The organism is Leucobacter aridicollis (assembly GCF_024399335.1).
GTDB lineage: Bacteria > Actinomycetota > Actinomycetes > Actinomycetales > Microbacteriaceae > Leucobacter > Leucobacter aridicollis_A.
The window spans coordinates 415,949-434,315 of sequence record NZ_CP075339.1 but is presented as its reverse complement, the minus strand read 5'-3'; the positions used below and the strand labels follow the sequence as shown (position 1 = coordinate 434,315).

Genomic DNA, 18,367 nt, shown 5'->3' with positions numbered 1-18,367 from the left:
CATACGCAAAGTGTGAGCAATTTTACTATACCTGTCCAGCTGGTTAAGCTATGGGAAACATCTAGTACCGAACGATGGCGGTTTGCAGGTATGCGGCCTTCCGCCGCTCAGCCAGAGGACGTCGTTGATTGAGTGTGACCGCGAGTACGCGTTCCGGGGCCGTCGCGCCCTCATGGGAGCTGCGGTACTCGCGAAAACTCATCTGGACTGACGCAGCAGTCGTCACCGCTGCAGTCGCTGCCGGGATCATCGCCGCGTCGTCGGTGTATCGCAGCAACCCTGTTGGCACGCCCTTCACCGAGGACACCTACGCGCTTGGTTCGTTCGCACTCGGGGTGACGTACTGGCTCGTCTGGATCCTGGCCCTCGGCGTGCATGACTCACGTCGGCCGGCAGTGTTCGGCACGGGAGCTGACGAGTACAACCGTGTGCTCGCTGCGAGCCTGTCGACGCTTGGGCTCCTCACGCTCCTGCTCTACCTTGTCGATCTGGCGCCGCAGCGAACGTTCCTTCTAGTCGCGGGCGGAGTTGGCATCCCGCTCTTGCTGCTCGGACGTTGGGCCTGGCGCAAACGGCTGCACCAGCAGCGCCGCCGCAAACGCAATTCCTACCGAACCCTACTCATCGGTGAGCGTCGCAAGTCTGCCGATGTGGCCCGGCTGCTGCGCTCGAACACGCTTGCCGGGTTCAACATTGTCGGAGTCGTCACCACTGACCCAGAAGAACCAGATCTGCTGCCTGGAGTTCCGGTGGTTGCCTCCTACGACAACCTCCTCTCAACAGTTGAGCGGTTCGAGACCGACACGCTCATCGTGACGAGCGCCGACGCGCTCACCCCGCGAAGGCTTCGCCGGCTGGGCTGGGAGCTCGAGCCGATGGGTGTGAAGCTCATCGTCGCGACGGCGCTCACCGATGTCGCTGGCCCACGGATCCACACCCGCCCGGTCGCGGGGCTCCCCCTCATCCACGTCGAGTCCCCACAGTTCCAGGGGTGGCGCTACCTCGCGAAGCGCGCGCTCGATATCTTCGGATCCATTGTCGGAATCGTCATCACGAGCCCGCTTCTGATCCTGATCCCGATCCTGATTCGCGTCGACAGCGCCGGGCCAGTCTTTTTCCCGCAACAGCGACTCGGCCTGCGCGGCCGGGCATTCACCATGGTGAAATTCCGCTCGATGCACGTCGACGCCGAGCAGGAGCGCATCGGGCTGCTCGATCAGAGCGACGGCAACGGCGTGCTCTTCAAGATGCGCGATGATCCGCGCGTGACGAAGTTTGGCAAGTTCATTCGCCGTCACAGCCTCGACGAGCTTCCGCAGCTGTTCAACGTGCTGAAGGGCGATATGTCGCTCGTCGGGCCGCGACCGCCCCTGCCGCAGGAGGCAGAGGGGTACGAGGAGTGGATGCACAGACGCATGTTCGTTCGCCCCGGGATCAGCGGCCTGTGGCAGGTCAGTGGCCGGAGCAACCTCAGCTGGGATGAGAGCGTTCGCCTTGACCTCTACTACGTCGAGAACTGGTCAATGATGGGCGACCTGCTCATTCTGTGGCGCACGATCCGTGCCGTTGCCAAGGGCGATGGTGCGTACTGATGAGCGAGTTGCGATCTGCCCCCTTCTCAAGCTTCGGCGTCGAACGCCCTCGGCTGTTGCTCGCGGCGTCAACCGGCGGGCATCTCACCCAGCTCAGCAGGTTCGCCCGTGCGGCCGGAGTCGCCGGCGACGCGACCTGGGTGACGTTTGACTCTCCGCAGAGCCGCAGCATGCTCGCCGGCGAGCGCGTCGTGTGGGTCGACTACGTAGCGCCGCGCGACGTCCCTGGGACCCTGCGCGCTCGCCGAGCACTCGGTGAGCAGCTTGACCCGGGCGCCTTCGATGGCGTCGTCTCGACAGGCGCTGCAGTCGCGCTGTCCGCGTTCCTCTGGGGCCGAGCCAATCGTGTGCCAGGCAGGTATATCGAGAGCGTCTCGCGCACAGACGGGCCGTCGCTCACCGGTCGCCTCGTCAGGTTCATGCGGCTCGCGGACACCTACACGCAACATGGGGCGTGGGCGTCGCGCGCGTGGCCGCAGACCGCGTCGGTGATGCGCGGTTTCGCGAGGGAGCTCGACGCAGCACGGGCCGCCGATGGCAGGACCGCGGAAACCGACAGGCCGCTGCGCGTCTTCGTCACGCTCGGCACCATCCGCCCCTACCGCTTCGACCGCCTCGTCGATCGCGTGCTCAACATCACCCGCGACGGCGACGAGATCGTCTGGCAGCTCGGCGAAACTGCCCGCGACGACCTCCCAGGGACGACGCACTCGCTCATGGACACGAGCGCGCTGCTTGCGGAGGCCCGCTCCGCCGACGTCGTCATCACGCATTCGGGTGTCGGGACGATCCTGCAAATGCTCGGCGAGGGAATCTCGCCGGTTGTCGTGCCGCGCAGGCGCCAGCACCGCGAGCACGTCGACGACCATCAGCTGCAGATCTGGCAGCTGCTCAAGGACTCGGGCGTCGCCGACCCGTATGCGGTGGAGGAGCTCACCCGCGATGGCCTGCTTGCGGCGGCCGCGCACCGAACGAGGCTTTCGGAGGGCGGACTGTGACAGGCGTCTTCATCAGCTGGACGCGGCAGAACGGCCGCACAGCTGATCTCGCACTCGCGCTTGGGCTCACGCCCGAGTACGTGTACCTTGAGTCAGCCTTGGGCCTGCCAGGCAGGTACGCCAGGCAACTGCGCGCCACCCGCACGCTCCTCAGGCGCACCGCGCCCGCTCGCGCGGTGCTCATGCTGCCGCCTGCCCCCGCGCTCTTCTCGTTCGTCGGCGCACGTCGGCATCGGCCCAAGCGCCTCGTTTTCGACCTGCACACAGGGTTCTTCCTTGACCCCAAATGGGCGTGGTCGGCGAGGCCCGCGCTGCGGCTCATGCGGCGCCTCGGTGGCACGGCGATCGTCACCGGTGACGCCCTTCGTCGCGAGTGCGAGCGTGCGGGCGTGCCAGCGGTCGTGCTCCACGACGCCATCGGCGAGGCCGAGCCGCCGCGGGAGCATTCAGGCTTCCTGCTCTGTCCGCTGAGCTACGCGAACGATGAGCCTGTCGCCGAGATCCTGGCCGCAGCAGCGCTCACCCCCGACATCGAGTGGCGCCTCACGGGCAGGGCGCCCGAGTCTGTCGTTGCAGCCGCCCCGCCAAACGTGACGTTCACCGGGTTCGTCTCCGACGTTGAGTACTCGGAGCTCGTGCGCACGAGCCTCGCCGTGGTCGCGCTCACGACCCGCGCGCGCACGATGCAGCGAGCGGGCTACGAGGCGTTCAGCGCCGGAGTCCCACACATCACGAGCGACTTCCCTGAGCTTCGCGAGTTCTACGCGGAGAGCGGCGTGTTCGCCGTACCCGCCGCTCACGCGATCGTGGCAGCTGTGCGCGATCTGACCGAGCGGCGAGCGGAGCTTGTCGCCGCGCTCGCTCGGGTCCGTGCGATCAGGATCGGGGAACAGCGGCGCGGCCTCGACGCTGTGCGGGCAGCGCTCGGGCTTGCGGCCCGGTTCGAGGGCAGGAACGGGGCCGGGCACGGGCACGGACTTGGGCACGGGCTTGACCGGCCAGCACACGACCAACCGATGAGCGGAGACGCATGACAGGCACGGCTGCACCCCTCAGAATCTCAGTCATCGGCTGCGGCTACCTCGGCACTGTGCACGCGGTGGCGATGGCGGCGCTTGGGCACGACGTTGTCGGAATCGACGTCGACGTCGACCGCATCGCCCTCCTGGCGGCTGGCCGCGCGCCGTTCTTCGAGCCAGGGCTCCCCGAGCGCCTCGAGTCGGCTCTCGCCTCGGGTCGCCTCCGTTTCTCGGCTGACATGGGTGAGGCGGCGGCAGCCGACCTGCACTTCGTCTGCGTCGGCACCCCGCAATCTGCAGACGGCGACGCGGCAGACCTCACCGCGATCTTCGCGGCGACCGAGGCTCTTGCGACGCACCTGCGCCCGGGCAGCGTCGTCGCAGGGAAGTCGACAGTGCCCGTCGGCACGGCCGTACGCATTGCAGACATGCTCGAGACCGCTGGGGCGGCGCTCGTCTGGAACCCCGAGTTCCTTCGTGAGGGACGCGCGATCGCCGACAGTCTCTCGCCGGATCGGATCGTGATCGGCGTTGGCCGTACGGGCGAGGAGCAGGGTCAGGGCGAGGCGCATGGTCATGGCCGTCGCCCGGGCCAGGGCGGTGACGCGATTGGCATACTCCGAACGGCATACGCGCCGATGCTCGACCTCGGGACACCGCTCGTCGTCACCGACCTTGCAACCGCCGAGCTCGTGAAGGGCGCTGCGAACGCGTACCTTGCGACAAGAATTTCGTTCATGAACGCGATGGCCGACGTCGCCGAACGCGCAGGCGCAGACATCTCAGGTCTCGCCGAGGCGCTCGGGCACGACGAACGAATCGGGCCGCACTACCTGCGCGCTGGAATCGGTTTCGGCGGCGGCTGCCTCCCCAAAGACATTCGAGCATTCGCGGCGCGCGCAACCGAGCTCGGTGCCAAGGCTCCAGCGGCGCTCCTCGCGACCGTCGACGACATCAACCTCAGTCAGCGCTCAGGGCTCGTTGTCTCGATCACGGATCACTTCGGCGGCGCGGTCGCTGGGCGAAAGATCGCAGTACTCGGCGCCGCGTTCAAGCCCGATTCAGACGACATCCGGGACTCCCCCGCAATCGACATCGCGCTCGAACTGCATAGACTCGGCGCGAATGTCACAGTCACTGACCCGGCTGCCCTGGCGAACGTGGCGGGCAGGTATCCTGAATTGAGCCTCACTGGCGACCTGACCGACGCGGTGCGCGGCGCAGAGTGCCTCGTGATCGCGACAGAATGGGCCGAATACCGTGAGATTGACCCCGTGGCTGCGGCCGAGCTCGTCGCCGAGCAGACAGTATTTGATGGCCGCAACTGCCTCGACCGGGCCTCATGGGCGGCCGCCGGTTGGCACTACCGTGGAATTGGGAGACGCTGAATGACGCTTGACGACACCCAGCCTGTGCGCATCGTGGGCGGAGGCGAACGTCGGCAGACTAGGCGCCGAGCCGCTCCGAGCCTCTCTCCGCTCGACGATGCGCGCTACCGCGCCCCCGGAGACAGCCGCTGGCTACTCGATACATTCCGCTACCCGCATCTGTTGAGCATGCTGCTCAAGAAGGGCACATCGACACGCTATTACGGCTCGGTGATGGGCTGGGGCTGGTCGTATGTGAAGCCCGCGATGCAGTTCTTCATGTACTTCTTCGTCATGGGAGTCGTACTCGGGCTCACCCGCGGCCTAGAGCTCTTCCCGCTGTACCTTCTCTCGGGTATCGTGCTCATCAACTTCTACACCGAGGCGACCCGCGCCGCGACAAACTCGATCACAGGCAACGCCGCGCTGATCAAAAAGATCTACCTCCCCCGCGAACTCTTTCCAGTATCGGCGGTCGGCTCAGCCTTCATCCACTTCCTCCCGCAGTTGGTCGTTTTGCTCGCGGTCAGCCTGATCTACGGCAACTTCGCGTTCTCGTTCCTAGCGGTCGTCAAGGTAGTCGTGGCCCTCATCATCCTGTTGGCGTTCACGCTCGGCCTCGGGCTGCTGTTCGGTGCGCTCAACGTCGCCTACCGCGACGCAAAGAACATCATCGACGTGTTCTTGATGTTCGCGGTGTGGATGTCGCCCGTCATTTACTCGCACGAAATGCTTCGCAGCGTTGTGCCAGCATGGGTCTACCAGGTCTACATGGTGAACCCCGTGACCGTCGCGGTCGAGCTCTTCCACGAAGTGTTCTGGGCGCCAGTTGTGTCCGAGCCACAGATTCCCGACTTCGCACTGACCAACACGATTGGCGGAGTCGGCATCGCACTCGGCACACTGCTGATCGGCCAGGTCGTATTCCGCAAACTGGAGGGTGACTTTGCCCAGAATCTCTGACGACCAAGACCCGATGATCGTCTTCGAAGACGTCTCAAAACGCTTCAGACTGCGCCACGCACGGTCGCTCAAGCGCACTGTGATGGATGCAGTTCAACGGCGCACCATCGCGGAGGAGTTCACCGCCGTAAACGGGCTCAGCTTCGAGGTGCGCCCTGGCGAATCGGTCGCGTTGATGGGCAAGAACGGCTCTGGCAAGTCGACAACGCTCAAGCTTCTCTCTGGCGTGCTCCGTCCGAGCGACGGCTGGATTCGAGTGCGCGGCCGCATTGCCGGTCTGCTTGAGGTCGGCGCGGGTTTCCACCCCGAACTCACCGGCCGCGAAAACATCTATATGAATGCGTCGATTCTCGGCATGACGAAGAAGGAGACCGACGAACGATTCGACCAGATCGTTGAATTCTCGGAGCTCGCCGGCTTCATCGATACCGAGGTCAAGCGCTACTCGTCGGGTATGTACGCCAGACTCGGCTTCTCCGTCGCGATCCACACCGAACTCGACGTGCTGCTCGTCGATGAGGTCTTATCTGTTGGCGACGCCGAGTTCCAGGCGAAGTGCAACGCGAAACTCAAGGAGCTCCGCGAGCAGGGCAAGACCATGTTCATCGTGAGTCACAGTGCCGCGCAGCTCAAGAAGCTCTGCGACCGGGGAATTGTGCTCGAACGTGGCCGCAAGATCCATGACGGCCCACTCGACGAGGCGCTGAAGCTCATCGCGCCGAAGAAGAAGTAGCTGGTCCGTTTTGGCCGAGTCGTTCATCGCCAGGTTGCGCCGAGGCCACCTCCTCTCCCGGGGGTGGGGCCGCGCTGTGCGCGAGCTGCGTTCGGTGATAACCACGGCGACGCTGTCGACCACCCGCCCCCATCCCAGGCACGCCACCGTCGTCACGTTGAACGCAGATGAGGAGAACGCGACAGTTCAGGCGGTCTTCCTCGGTGACTCCGGTGACTTTGACCGCATCGTGCTCGTGACTCCGTCACCTGAGATCTCGCGCATCGCTGTCGGCATGGCAGCACGCAGGCTCGAGCTCGAGGTGCCGCCTCAACTCGAGTACCGCAAGCTCAGCTACGGCGCACTCCTCGGTGAGTACCGACGCAGCCGCGAGACGTACTCGACGCACGTCTTGCTGCCCGGGCGCGACTTCTCAAAGCGGAGGCGCCACGTGCACCTTACGCACGGCAGCGGCCCGAAGCCTGACACAACCTTCCGCGCCCCGACCAACGTGCTCGCGTCAATCACGCCTCAGTGGGTCGAACAGCAGCTGAAGGAATACAAGCTACCCGCGGACACCGAGGTCATCGAGTACATGCCGCGCCTCGAGATCATGCGGCGCTCCGTGGGCGACACCTCGATCCTTGAGAAGCTCGGCTTGGACCCGACGAAGCCGCTCGTGGTGTGGGCGCCGACGTACCGGGTGACACGACGGGGGCGGGAGGTTCGAGTGAGTGGCGTGCCGCTTAGCATTGACGGAACCGTAGCAGCAGCCGAGGTTCAGCGACTAGCACAAGGCCTTGGTGCGACACTTGTCTTGAAGATCCATCCTCATGACCAAGACCCAAGTGAGAAACTGGGACTTCCGTCATTCGACGTCGATTCGCTACGCGAACATGAAGTTACGACATACGAGCTGTTTGGCGTAGCGGACCTGGTAGTCACTGACTATTCGAGTATCTACGTCGAGCGGGAACGGGCCAACCTGCGTTATGCGAGAATCACAGAGGACTACTCCTCCTTCGCTCAAAGCTACCGAGGGCTCAGGTATTGAAGACAGCGTCGCCCTGCCCAAGCAAGATTGAGTCAGTGTCGCCCTTAGCTCTCGTCCCCGGCAACAGTATCGATCTCAGCAACGGCGGGATTGCCAGACGCAACGACGAACGATCGAATTGAGTCACGAACCACAGACCGTCGCAAGACCAGGCTTCCCGCGCCAATCGAAACGCCACCGCTCACCAGTATCTCTTGTTCCAGACGCGCTCCCCGACTAACAAGTACGTCGGCGTCAGCCACCTCCGCGTCTCCAACACCTGGATCGCGCAACGAAGCCGGGCTGACAGCACTGATCTCGCAATCCTCGGCGATAATGACTTCTTCTTCTATGACAACTTTTGCATGTGCCTGGGCAACTACCGTACATGCACTCTCAGTCATAACGTGGGTCCCGATTTGCACCCGTGCGGCTGAACCGATCCGAGCCTTCCACTGTCCGGCCTTCTCCGGCGGTGTCATCCCGAGGCAGAAGGACCCAAAATCTCCCTCGAATACAATCGTCAGGCTCCCCAACGCGACGCCACTCTTAACGATCAGCTTGTTTCCTGAACCCCTGAATGTGACATTACAAGGAGGACTCCCCAACGTTGCCGGGTCCTCAACGACGATACGGTTGCCATGTTCGTCTTCATAGGCTCCGAGTCGGCTGACTCGATGGTGAATCTCCCTAGACATCAATCCGCCTCTCCGCATCTTTCACCAGTTAGTAGAGGGATCGAACTTGATCGTACACGCGTTCGCAACTCCCATCATCATGGTGGGAAAAGTACGTGAACACCCGTGCTTTTGTTTGATCATCTTGGACAAATCCTCGTTCGACAATTTCGGTCAAACGCTGCAGCGTTTCTTTCACATTTGTAGCCACTTCCCCCAGTCCACCTTGCAGGGGGTCAAACCACCCACGCTGGTAGTGCCTTGAGTAGAAGTCATTGAGATCAAAAGGCACCTGCAGAACTGAACCGCCTGCATATGCAACGTCGAACATTACGGACGAGTAGTCCGTGATTAGCAGTGGAGTCGATCTCAGCATCTGAGGAAGTTGGGCGCCTCCATCCGTGACAATCTGGATTCGGTCGTGTAGCGCTTCGTTCGCAAAATACGATGCCGTCTCATAGTGAGGAACGAAGTCGATATCGACGTCGAACTGATCAAGAATACGATGAAGCTCGGGACTTGCAAGAAGCGTTGAGAAGAATTTCTCGTAGGTGGAGCCGACGAAGTTTCCTGGATCTTTTGCGTCCTGACTGTAGGACGGTGCAACAAGATACCGCCTCCACGTGGGCATGAGAAGTATGCGTCGCGATTTCGGCTTGGACCGCGCTTCGTAAAGCCTGTCAAATCTTGGGAATCCGGCTTGAACGATTTCGCTCCCGTACCCGGTGGTAGCAGTCAAATACTGTGCTTCCTGGGGCGAAGCGCAAACCAACAAGTCCAACCCTGTAACTCCTCGATGAAGCTGAGGACCGACTCCATTGTGTGTGACGCCGTGCTGAAGAAATACGCGTTTCTGTGCCAATCTAGGGGCAAGTTCATTTCTGAATGAAACTCTGTTCCAGTCATCTGGCACTAAGTAGCTATCAATATCTTGGGTAGAAATAAGCACTTTGGCGTGTAGCATCAGCAACTTGTGCTGAAAGCTTCCATGCGCAACGATTCCCTTCGCTTGGTGAACCCGGTCCCACGCGGCTGAGCCCTTTCGGAGCACATAGAACGCTCTCACGTCTCGGCTATTCTTCCGCAACCAGGAGAAAAGCAAGTAGCTGCTGTCCTGTGCAGTGTCGCTGCGTTCGGCGAGAACCCAGTAGTTTCGCCGACGCATAAAGAGGGTGAGAAGGCGCAGAATAAGCCAAGGGGCAAGCTTCCGTCCTTCCCTCCAAGCTTTGGCGTCCCGCTTCACCATTTGACGACGCCAGGCCTGTCCGACGCCTTTTGAATCACCTGCAGGCAAGTGAACAATGTGAAGTCTGTGCTCATCAGACGGGAAGAACTGAGTGATCCCTTGCGCTGTTCGGAGAGTACGGGAAGTGCGAGCACAGCCCAACGTGTAACGAAGCCGCACCGTCAAGCCTCCACCACTGCCTTCGATTCTAAAGTCGAGAGGCGCATCTGCAGCGTGGTCCGGTGGCTTAACTTCGGCCGTCCATTCGTAAAGACCCATTGAGTCGTTTGTTGGACGTGGTGTGCGGACAACGAGGGGCACAAATGTGCCCAAGCCCACACCTTGTGAAGCTACTCTTACGTGCACGTCAGACAGAACAGCACCAAAGGACCCGGGCAGAACCAATCGGCCAGAAATATACAGTCTTCCGTTTTTCACAAAGGTGTGTTCAGCGAATGCGCGAGGGGCCTGAACTTCTAAGAGCGCCGCAAGGCCCGAGTCTTCCTCGCCCAGAATATCCAGGAACGGCTTTTGCTCGAAAACCGAAAGGCCCTGAATAGACGGTCGAGGGTTCGCGAATAGGTCAAAGTTCTCGGTGAGCAAAGCGTAGAACCCCAGCCTCAGTCTCAGACTGGAGGCGATGCCCATGATTCTCCCTAGTGGACACCTTGCCGCGAGCGCCGACGCCTTAACGAAGTACTCGGAGAGGTCTGCGGCATCAAGGTACAGACGTGCCTCGAGCAGAAGCTCCATATTCTCCCGGACAAAATGATAGTCGACGGCTCGGAGGCGCTTCGCGCTCAAGCGGTCACCCCGCGCGTAGCCCGCTTCGGCGAGAATGAGCGGAAGGAAAAAGCGTTCGCGGTCACACACCACAGGTACGTCTGAAGTGAAACCCGCTGTCGCAACCACTGCGTGAGTCCTTAACTGAACGCTTCGGGCCCCAAGAAGAGCAAGATACGTCAGTTCTGCTAGTGAGTAATAGTCCACCGCCGCAAGGTTGGCAAGCAGACCATCCAAGTAGACTGCCGAGAAGATCTTCCCAGCCGGATCAGAAGAGGAAAGCAACCTCGGTTGAGATTCGACGTCGAGACGTTGCCTCTGCTTAGCTAGCTTTGTGTACCACTCTGGTGGCTGGGGAGATTCACGAGTGGCCACATGCCCGACTAGGATGTCTGCGCCTCCACCCCCGCCCAAGAGGGCTTGAATACCGCCCTCGGAGAAGGTGTCGCCTGCCTTTACAAAAGTCACCCACCGGGGATTCAAATGACGTGAACTCCCTATGCGCGATCGAAGGTCTTCAGGACTCGTATCACCGAGAAACACCAGGCTCTCAAATGACGCAATGTGCGGGGACAGCGCCGACTCGTCTGCCAGAGCGCCACAGATTAGAACGCTAAGCTCCTGGCATTGCGAGTGCTCTTCCAACGAGGCGAGGGTGGTGGCTACATCTGGCCCCCGGTCACCGGAGAATACAACAACGCACACCCGGTTGGGACGCAGGACCCCCCAACCGACATGTTTCATCACGAGCAGAACTCCCTATTGAGTTTGATCTCGGGTATCCAGACGCATTTCACATACGGCTGCTACCCGCTAGGTTCCCAGATCACTTACACATCTATACTACTTGGAAGGAGTTCACTGGAAGTGGTCGGCAGTGCGACGGAGCCTGCAGCCCCGTATAAAGGAGTCGCTTTACAAGTGGTCGGACGAGTAACTAGCGACCTTGGATTGACCCCTAACGACGGCCGGCCTCACCTGCATGAGTTCTCTTTGGTATGCCCTCTATACAATGTCGGGCGCTATCTGCCAGAATTCTTTGATTCGCTGGAAAAGCAAGACTACGGCGTAAATCGTTTAGAGATCATTCTGGTCGACGATGGATCCTCTGATTCCGATACTTCCTTGCTTGCGCGACGCTTTTGCGAGAAGAACCCTGCTTCGCGTAAGTATATTTACCAGAGAAATTCCGGACAGGCATCAGCAAGAAATGCTGGCATCGCGATTGCCACCGGGACATGGCTCACTTTCCCTGACCCCGACGATAAGCTGGGCCCGAACTATTTCAGTTCCGTATCCGATAGCCTTGCAGACGCTATCGGCAACGGCGCCTGCGTCGACGCGATGTCAGCCAAAATACTCATGTGGCATCCCCACAAGCTCGCGGAGCCGGTCCGAGACAATCACGCACTCACCTGGCGGTACGCGCACGGAAACAAATTGGTCGACCTCTCGGAGCACCCTAACTGGGTTCAACCACACGCTACCTCTGGATTTGTTAGACGCGAGGTTGTTGAGCGATTCGGCGTCACGTTCCCAACGGCCCTTCGCTATCGATTTGAAGACGGTTGCTTCATGTCAGAGTACTTCTTACGTTCAACGGAGAAGCCGACAGTACTTTTTGTCCCTCAAGCGGCCTACTATTACCGGCAGCGGGAAGACGAATCGTCGACTATCCAAATTAGCAGGCATATGCCCCAAACCTACGTTGACACCATCGACGTGGGTTTTCGGCACTTGGTTAAAATTACCGACGAGCAAGATAGGGATTTGCCTCGGTGGCTCCAGACGTTGTTCCTGTACGATCAGTTTTGGGTACTCCGGGCGTCGCAGGGCGGGCCTCTGCGACGGACGAAGTTCCCCCAAGAGATGTATGACTCCTTGTCGGCCCTTATTCCTTGGTTCCTGAACTACATTGACATCGAAACCATACAAGAGTTTTCCCTTATGCCGGTGCTTCCTTGGATGCGCGAAGCTTTGATGGCTATTAAGACGGGGAACCACGGCGTCATCGTCTACAAGTCAACCCATGACGCACAACGCGGCTTGCAAGCCTACATTTACCGGTACTCAGGCCAGCAACCAGACGAAGAGTTCACTCGCAACGGCTTGCGGATTGAGCCCAGATACTCGAAGAACGTCGGCCTTGAGTACGCGGGTAGACCAATTGCGTGGCAACGAATCGTTTGGCTTCCGGATGATGGCTCAGTCTCGATCAGGATTGCTGGAGAGGTGCGCGACGTCACTCACCGCCCGCGCAAGCCTCCTCTTCCGTGGACAACACAATCTATATTGCAACCTCCGTCAGATCGGGTTGCTTCTCCACGATTCTCTCCGAAGGTCGTGCTTCGCAAGCTAGCGAAAGCGGTGGAACGTCGGCTACGCCCCGGTCGTCGAGAGTATATTTGGCTTGACCTAGTGACACGTCTTGGCTTGTACCGACGCCGGTATGATCACGCGTGGGTATTCATCGACCGTGACACCGACGCAAACGACTCCGCAGAAGACCTCTACCGCTGGACTGCTGCCAATAGGCCCGAAGTAAACAGTTGGTTTCTCATTAGGAAGACGTCAGCAGATTGGGAGCGGCTTGAAGCCGATGGTGTCCGTCTGATCCCATACGGAACCCTCAGGCATTGGGCTGCTCTCGCTAACGCTGCCCACCTAGCCTCCAGCCATGCTGATCGCTTCATTTCGCACTCCGTGCCGGGAAAGATCCGTCGAGGCTATAAATTCACTTTCTTGCAGCACGGTGTGATCAAGGGTGACATCTCAAGCTGGCTCAACCCGAAGCACATCGACCTCTTCATCACCTCCACAGAAGCCGAATACAGCTATGTGTCGGGGGACTCACCGTTCCGATTCAGCAAGAAAGAGGTACGCCTAACCGGCTTACCACGGCATGACGCGCTTGCACGATTGAAGGCGAATCAACTGAATGATGGAAAGCGGATCATTCTGATCATGCCTACATGGCGAAACTACCTCGTCAGCGAAATGGGGGGAACGTCCGCTCAGCGCGAGGGCGCGTCTAAGTTTGCCGAAAGCACTTTCGCACAAGAATGGGGCGCTCTTCTACGTTCCAACAAGCTGAAAACGATTTCACGACAGTCAGGTTTCCAGGTCGTCTTCATGCCTCATCCTAATATGCAGGCCCACCTAGCGTCGTTCGACGTACCAAAGGACTTTACCGTGGCTTCCTACGAGGAGACGGATCTTCGCCCTCTACTTGCGCGATCAGCATTCCTAATTACGGACTATTCCTCAATGGCGTTTAACGCCGCATACTTGGATGTACCGATGGCATACTTTCAGTTTGATCACGAAGAATACTTCAATGGACACACAGAACGGCCTGGCTACTTCAACTATCTGGAGGATGGGTTCGGACCTGTGTGTCTTACCGTTGAGTCGCTGTTAGAGGCCCTCGAGACTGGACTCGCCCAAGTTTCTTCCCCTTATACGACACGTATGCTCTCGACATTTCCCGTCAAAGACGGAAGGAACTGCGAGAGAGTGTTTGGCGCTATGCAGGAGCTAACAATCAAGCGCCCCTCTGACGCAAGAGAACGCGCCGCAGAACCCGACTTCTGGGCTCGCTAAGACCAGCGTCAGGCTTTGCTGGCCGACTCAAGAAACTCCATGAGGTTGTTCTGACTGCTACTTGCGTGTCCCGGAATCAGCGGTGCAGAACTCACTGCATTTGGATCCGTCGTGCCCCATAGAGGCATAGGGAACGGGTCCGGATACGAGCCCCGCGAAGCCTCAAATTCCCTTTCATCCGGGCGGTGAACAACAACCGGGATACCGAGAGAATGAGCATCGAATATTACCGAAGAATAGTCAGACACAACAAAATCACACACGGCGAGCAAGTCTTCGGCATCGACATCGTTGACGGTCAGTATTCTCGCACCTGCCCGCACTTCTTTTGATGGCAGGTACTGGTGTTCTTTAAACAGAAGCAGATCATTTCCCGATGCATGCAGGAAGTGCTCAAGCACACCGTTTTGGTAGGAGTCACATCTGCCCGACTCGCCACGTGCGTAATTGTAGTCCCTCCACGTCGGCAAATAGAGAGCAATCTTCCCTTCCTTCCGGGCAACCGATAGCTTCGCGCGGTCAGCCGAGAACGAGAGTGAGTCAGAACGACCGGACAACGATCCCTGCCGAGTCACCTTAGTTCGCGGGTACTCCGAGAAAAGCAACCGCTCTTGCGGCAGCAAAAATGCCGTCGAGAATCGCTCAGCAGCAAGCTCCCCATCAACGACGAAATAGTCCCACCGCTGGATGTCCTTGTACTTGTTGACCTTATGCGCCGGTCGAGCCTTAGTGATTTCCCGTTCATGCGAGTCAAAGAGCATCCGCTTGATCGGTGTACCGTGCCACAGCTGAACCCATGTAGAGCCCGCGCTCTTTGGAACGGACGCAGGAACCCAGGTCTCAGCAATGACGAACTCAGAGCGTTCGGCTGCACGTGTAAAGGCAATAGATTCGGGGCGAATTCGGTGTCTGGATGGCACACGTGCATCCGTCGTTGCAAAGCGGATGTCACGATCTCGGAAGCGCTCGTCGGCGAGCAGTTCCTCGAAAAGCGCTCGCGAGTTCCCTGTGTAACGGTAGTCGAACCCAAGAAAAAGAATCGTACCCGGAGCAACCTCAGGAGATCTGCCAGAGACGACCGTGTTGATGGTCCGCAACGGATGCCGTAGCCGCCGCTTCGTCTTTTTACCTGCGGATACAAGCTTCTTCGCAGGGGGCGTCGCGAAGTCCTTCCAAACGATCAGACGCTGGAGAGTCTGTGGTTTGTCATCCTCGAAGACTCGAAGCTTGAGGCACGCCTTCGTGAGCCAGCTGGTCTTTCTACCAAAGGTCGTGAATTGGAGGTCTTGCGCGGCGAGAATCTCGACGAACTCTCGCGCATATTCTGCTCGCAACTGCTTAGGCACCCGGCGTCCGTAGTAGGTGGAAAACTTCTCGAGGTGATATTCGGCGAGGTCACCAAGCGTTGCGGGGGTTCGTGGCGATATTGTGGCGAAACTCTTTCGAACTGCAGAAAGGTGGTCTCTCATATGTCTGGGAGTATCAGTTCCCGATTTCGTTGATGAGTTTGGGCTTGCCTGGATTATGTATAGGGGCGAGTGAACGAGCGAGACACGCTCAACCAGAGAGAACACCTGCGCGAGGAAGGGATTGTCTTCGTAAATCTGCCCTTCCTCATAGCGCAGGTCGTGCCTTTCAAGAAACGAGCGCCGATAGAGGTTGGTGACGCTGAAGTAGCTGTGCATGCGAAACAGCTGCTCGCATTCAGCCCCCTCAAGCATCCGTTGGTGCCAGAAGGGCTCGATGTTGTAGTAGTCGTACTTGCCCAAGTGGTCGGGCTTTGGCCGGATGAACTTCCAATCAAAGTGCACGAGATCAGACTCGTCCTCGAGCGCCCGCTCCGTCGTCACCTGGAGTGTGACGCGTTCGATGAAGTCGTCAGCGTCCACGAAGAGCACGAACTCGCCGCGCGCTAGGTCGAGGGCCCGGTTGCGCGCCGCACCCTGGCCCGCGTTCGCCTGTTCCAGAACGACGAGCTGTTGGTGGCGTGCCGCATAGTCAGCGAGGATACTCGCGGTGCGGTCGGTCGACCCGTCGTTGACGACGAGCACCTCGAAATCGGGCATTGTCTGCGCGAATATCGAGTCCAGACAGCGCGACAAGAACTGCTCGCCGTTGAAAACAGGCACGATCACGCTCACCAGTGGGCTGGTGCGAGATTTTGCCAACATGCTCTGTTGTATGTCTCCGGGTAGAGTCGAGGCGCCTATGCCGAGCAAAAAACCCAACAGGCGTAGCCTACTCCGTTCACGGGCGGAATTGCACTCCACGTGACACGGAGCTTCTGCGCTTGGTCCTTAGCCAATCATAGCTATACCCATAGGAATTGCATGCCAGACCGTGCGGCCCGACCGAGAATAGGCGTGCAAGCCTGTGCGGTTACGCGTGCGGCCGCTCCGCACCTACGTGTGGCACCCGCAATCACACACGGCGCAGCCTGCGTGCAGTCCGTGGCGGCAATCGAGTGTGCGGTAGGCGGGTGCATCACTGCGCAGGTCAAGCAGGCGGTGCAGCAATTTCCTCATGCCTTCATTACGTCAGAGCCAGGTTACGGGAAGCCTACGAAGCGCTGAACGACTCCTGAGCAGCGCCTGAAACGCGCCTGCCTGGCAAGAGGGCGGCGATCGCGACCCCGATCCAGCCACCTATCGTGTTCGCGATGATGTCGGATACGTCCGCAAAGCGCTCGGGCAGAAACATGAGCTGCGCTAACTCGATGCCGCACGAGAGCGCAAACGGGAAGAGGATCGCCGCGACCCACCACCTGCGTCCAGCCCCGAGCAAAGCAAAGAAGAGACCGAGCGGCACGAACATGATGACGTTCGCCGTGAACTCAAGCTGCAGGTAGCCAAACGACTCTGGAACACCACACCCATGCAGCACGTTAAGGAAGGCGCGGATGTCATCGCCGCGCCCGCGATCTACCGGGGTCGGGTTGAGCGTGATCGCGAGTGCAACGAGAAGAACCAACCCGAGGCCGACGATCCCAACCCGCTGACGGGCTGAGAGGCGCCTGCGCGATCCCTTAATCCCGTCCGGTGAATCGGTCACTGTGGGCCTCCCTCGTGCGTACGCGTACCGCGCAAACACGCAGTCTAGCCGTTTGGAGCCTGGCAATACTCTCGATGATTGGCGAACGCGAGACGCCTCGGTTACCCTGAAAGCTGCCGAATCTACGTTGCTCCCGCCGTTGGCCGAGCGTCGTCGCGCCACACCTACCCCGAGGGAGCACCGCATGGGTGACAACCTAACCGAGTTCGAAAAGATGCTGTCTGAAGCCTCCGAGGAGTCGAAGAATCAAGCACCAAAGAAGCGGCACGGTCTGCGCAACACCCTCATCGTTATCGGGTCGATCCTCGCCCTCATCGGCATCGGCGCGGGTGTCGCCTACGCCCTGTTGAGCAACGCGTACAACGAGATCGAACGCGTCGACACAGTCGACCCGACCCTCGAACGCCCCGCGGCCGTCGAGCCTCCCGCAGGCAAGAATGCACCGATCAACGTGCTGCTACTCGGATCCGACTCGCGCGACACCACAGACCCGAATGCGAGCGCCGAAGACCTGAAAGGATTCCGCAGCGACGCGATCATGGTCGCGCAGATCTCACCGAACCGCGACCACGTCACGGTCATGTCGATCATGCGCGATAACTGGGTCGAGATCCAAGGCCACGGCGAGGCGAAGATCAACGCCGCTGTCGCCTTCGGCGGCATCCCGCTCGCGGTGAATACGGTTGAGAACTTCATCGACGCACGCATCGACCACGTCGCGCTCGTCGACTTCGACTCATTCAAAGGCCTCACCGACGCCGTCGGCGGCGTAACAGTCGACAACCCGATCGCGTTCACCTCGCATCACGGCAGCTTCGACTTCGCACAGGGCAAGATCACTCTCAGCGGCGAGGAAGCGCTCGGGTTCGTGCGCGAGCGTTACGCGTTCGACGATGGTGACTACCAGCGTGCCCGTAACCAGCAGATCTACCTGAAGGGCCTGCTCTCGCAGATGCTCAGCAAGGAGACGCTGACGAACCCGGGCAAGATCACGGCAACGTTCGATGCGCTGAAGCCATACCTCATCGTCGATCAGGATCTCACGCTGACGAAGGCCGCAGGACTTGGCTACGACATGCGAAACATCCGCAAGGGCGATATCTCGTTCTTCACGAGCCCGACCCTCGGCACCGGCACGTCGGGCGACGGGCAGTCAATCGTGCTGCCCGACTGGGCCGAGATTGAGTTGCTCCGCGACGCGATGCGAGACGGCACACTCGACCACTACGCGGAGACACGCCAGCCGGGCTCCGAGCAGCCAGGCTAGGGCAGCAGGCAGCCCGGGCCGGACTCAGCCTGCCCGGAGTTGACAGTTGTTGTCGCCAACCGACAGCCCATGCGACA

At 60.0% G+C, this 18,367-nt stretch carries 13 protein-coding genes; 9 read left to right on the top strand and 4 right to left on the bottom strand.

Going from position 1 to position 18,367, the window contains the following annotated elements:
• The first annotated feature begins 134 nt into the window (after nt 1-134).
• The 7 genes from KI794_RS01890 to KI794_RS01860 all read left to right on the top strand — a co-directional run bounded on the left by KI794_RS01890 (nt 135) and on the right by KI794_RS01860 (nt 7,705).
• Nucleotides 135-1,592 (top strand): sugar transferase, encoded by a 1,458-nt coding sequence (locus KI794_RS01890; protein ID WP_255808934.1) that lies wholly within the window; start codon nt 135-137, stop codon nt 1,590-1,592.
• Nucleotides 1,592-2,590 (top strand): glycosyltransferase, encoded by a 999-nt coding sequence (locus KI794_RS01885; RefSeq protein WP_255808933.1) that lies wholly within the window; start codon nt 1,592-1,594, stop codon nt 2,588-2,590. Before KI794_RS01890 ends, KI794_RS01885 begins: the two co-directional genes overlap by 1 nt.
• Nucleotides 2,587-3,624, top strand: a complete 1,038-nt coding sequence (locus tag KI794_RS01880) for a glycosyltransferase (RefSeq protein WP_255808932.1) — start codon at nt 2,587-2,589, stop codon at nt 3,622-3,624. The genes KI794_RS01885 and KI794_RS01880 overlap by 4 nt, the downstream gene beginning before the upstream one ends.
• Entirely contained in the window at nt 3,621-4,997 is a 1,377-nt protein-coding gene (locus tag KI794_RS01875; protein WP_255808931.1) for a UDP-glucose dehydrogenase family protein, read from the top strand. The genes KI794_RS01880 and KI794_RS01875 overlap by 4 nt, the downstream gene beginning before the upstream one ends.
• Nucleotides 4,998-5,939 (top strand): ABC transporter permease, encoded by a 942-nt coding sequence (locus tag KI794_RS01870; protein ID WP_119281657.1) that lies wholly within the window; start codon nt 4,998-5,000, stop codon nt 5,937-5,939.
• A complete protein-coding gene (locus KI794_RS01865; RefSeq protein ID WP_370647839.1) occupies nt 5,917-6,672 on the top strand; it encodes an ABC transporter ATP-binding protein in 756 nt (251 codons plus the stop codon). Before KI794_RS01870 ends, KI794_RS01865 begins: the two co-directional genes overlap by 23 nt.
• Nucleotides 6,673-6,748: 76 nt before the next feature.
• Nucleotides 6,749-7,705: a CDP-glycerol glycerophosphotransferase family protein gene (locus KI794_RS01860; protein WP_255808929.1), complete on the top strand. Its 957-nt coding sequence runs from the start codon at nt 6,749-6,751 to the stop codon at nt 7,703-7,705.
• A 44-nt stretch (nt 7,706-7,749) separates the two neighbouring features.
• Here KI794_RS01860 and KI794_RS01855 read toward each other — a convergent pair whose 3' ends face one another.
• Nucleotides 7,750-8,382 carry a hypothetical protein gene (locus tag KI794_RS01855; protein ID WP_255808928.1) on the bottom strand — a complete coding sequence of 211 codons (633 nt, stop codon included), beginning with the start codon at nt 8,380-8,382 and terminating at the stop codon, nt 7,750-7,752.
• Between the two features lie 28 nt (nt 8,383-8,410).
• Complete coding sequence (locus tag KI794_RS01850; protein ID WP_255808927.1) at nt 8,411-10,837, bottom strand: CDP-glycerol glycerophosphotransferase family protein; 2,427 nt, start codon at nt 10,835-10,837, stop codon at nt 8,411-8,413.
• Between the two features lie 453 nt (nt 10,838-11,290).
• On the opposite strand from KI794_RS01850, the gene KI794_RS01845 reads away from it, so the two are divergent.
• Nucleotides 11,291-13,972, top strand: a complete 2,682-nt coding sequence (locus KI794_RS01845) for a CDP-glycerol glycerophosphotransferase family protein (RefSeq protein WP_255808926.1) — start codon at nt 11,291-11,293, stop codon at nt 13,970-13,972.
• A gap of 8 nt (nt 13,973-13,980) precedes the next feature.
• On the opposite strand, the gene KI794_RS01840 is transcribed toward KI794_RS01845, so the two are convergent.
• Nucleotides 13,981-16,200: a bifunctional glycosyltransferase/CDP-glycerol:glycerophosphate glycerophosphotransferase gene (locus KI794_RS01840; RefSeq protein ID WP_255808925.1), complete on the bottom strand. Its 2,220-nt coding sequence runs from the start codon at nt 16,198-16,200 to the stop codon at nt 13,981-13,983.
• 331 nt (nt 16,201-16,531) lie between these two features.
• Complete coding sequence (locus tag KI794_RS01835) at nt 16,532-17,023, bottom strand: VanZ family protein (RefSeq protein WP_255808924.1); 492 nt, start codon at nt 17,021-17,023, stop codon at nt 16,532-16,534.
• A 184-nt stretch (nt 17,024-17,207) separates the two neighbouring features.
• Here KI794_RS01835 and KI794_RS01830 point away from each other — a divergent pair, with 184 nt between their 5' ends.
• A complete protein-coding gene (locus tag KI794_RS01830) occupies nt 17,208-18,290 on the top strand; it encodes an LCP family protein (protein ID WP_255808923.1) in 1,083 nt (360 codons plus the stop codon).
• The last annotated feature ends 77 nt before the right edge of the window (nt 18,291-18,367 follow it).

What these genes read in the sequence shown, in the direction of transcription:
- KI794_RS01870 (WP_119281657.1), top strand. Translation starts at nt 4,998, where the DNA reads ATGACGCTTGACGACACCCAGCCTGTGCGCATCGTGGGCGGAGGCGAA.
- KI794_RS01885 (WP_255808933.1), top strand. Translation starts at nt 1,592, where the DNA reads ATGAGCGAGTTGCGATCTGCCCCCTTCTCAAGCTTCGGCGTCGAACGC.
- KI794_RS01855 (WP_255808928.1), bottom strand. Translation starts at nt 8,382, where the DNA reads ATGTCTAGGGAGATTCACCATCGAGTCAGCCGACTCGGAGCCTATGAA.
- KI794_RS01875 (WP_255808931.1), top strand. Translation starts at nt 3,621, where the DNA reads ATGACAGGCACGGCTGCACCCCTCAGAATCTCAGTCATCGGCTGCGGC.
- KI794_RS01830 (WP_255808923.1), top strand. Translation starts at nt 17,208, where the DNA reads ATGGGTGACAACCTAACCGAGTTCGAAAAGATGCTGTCTGAAGCCTCC.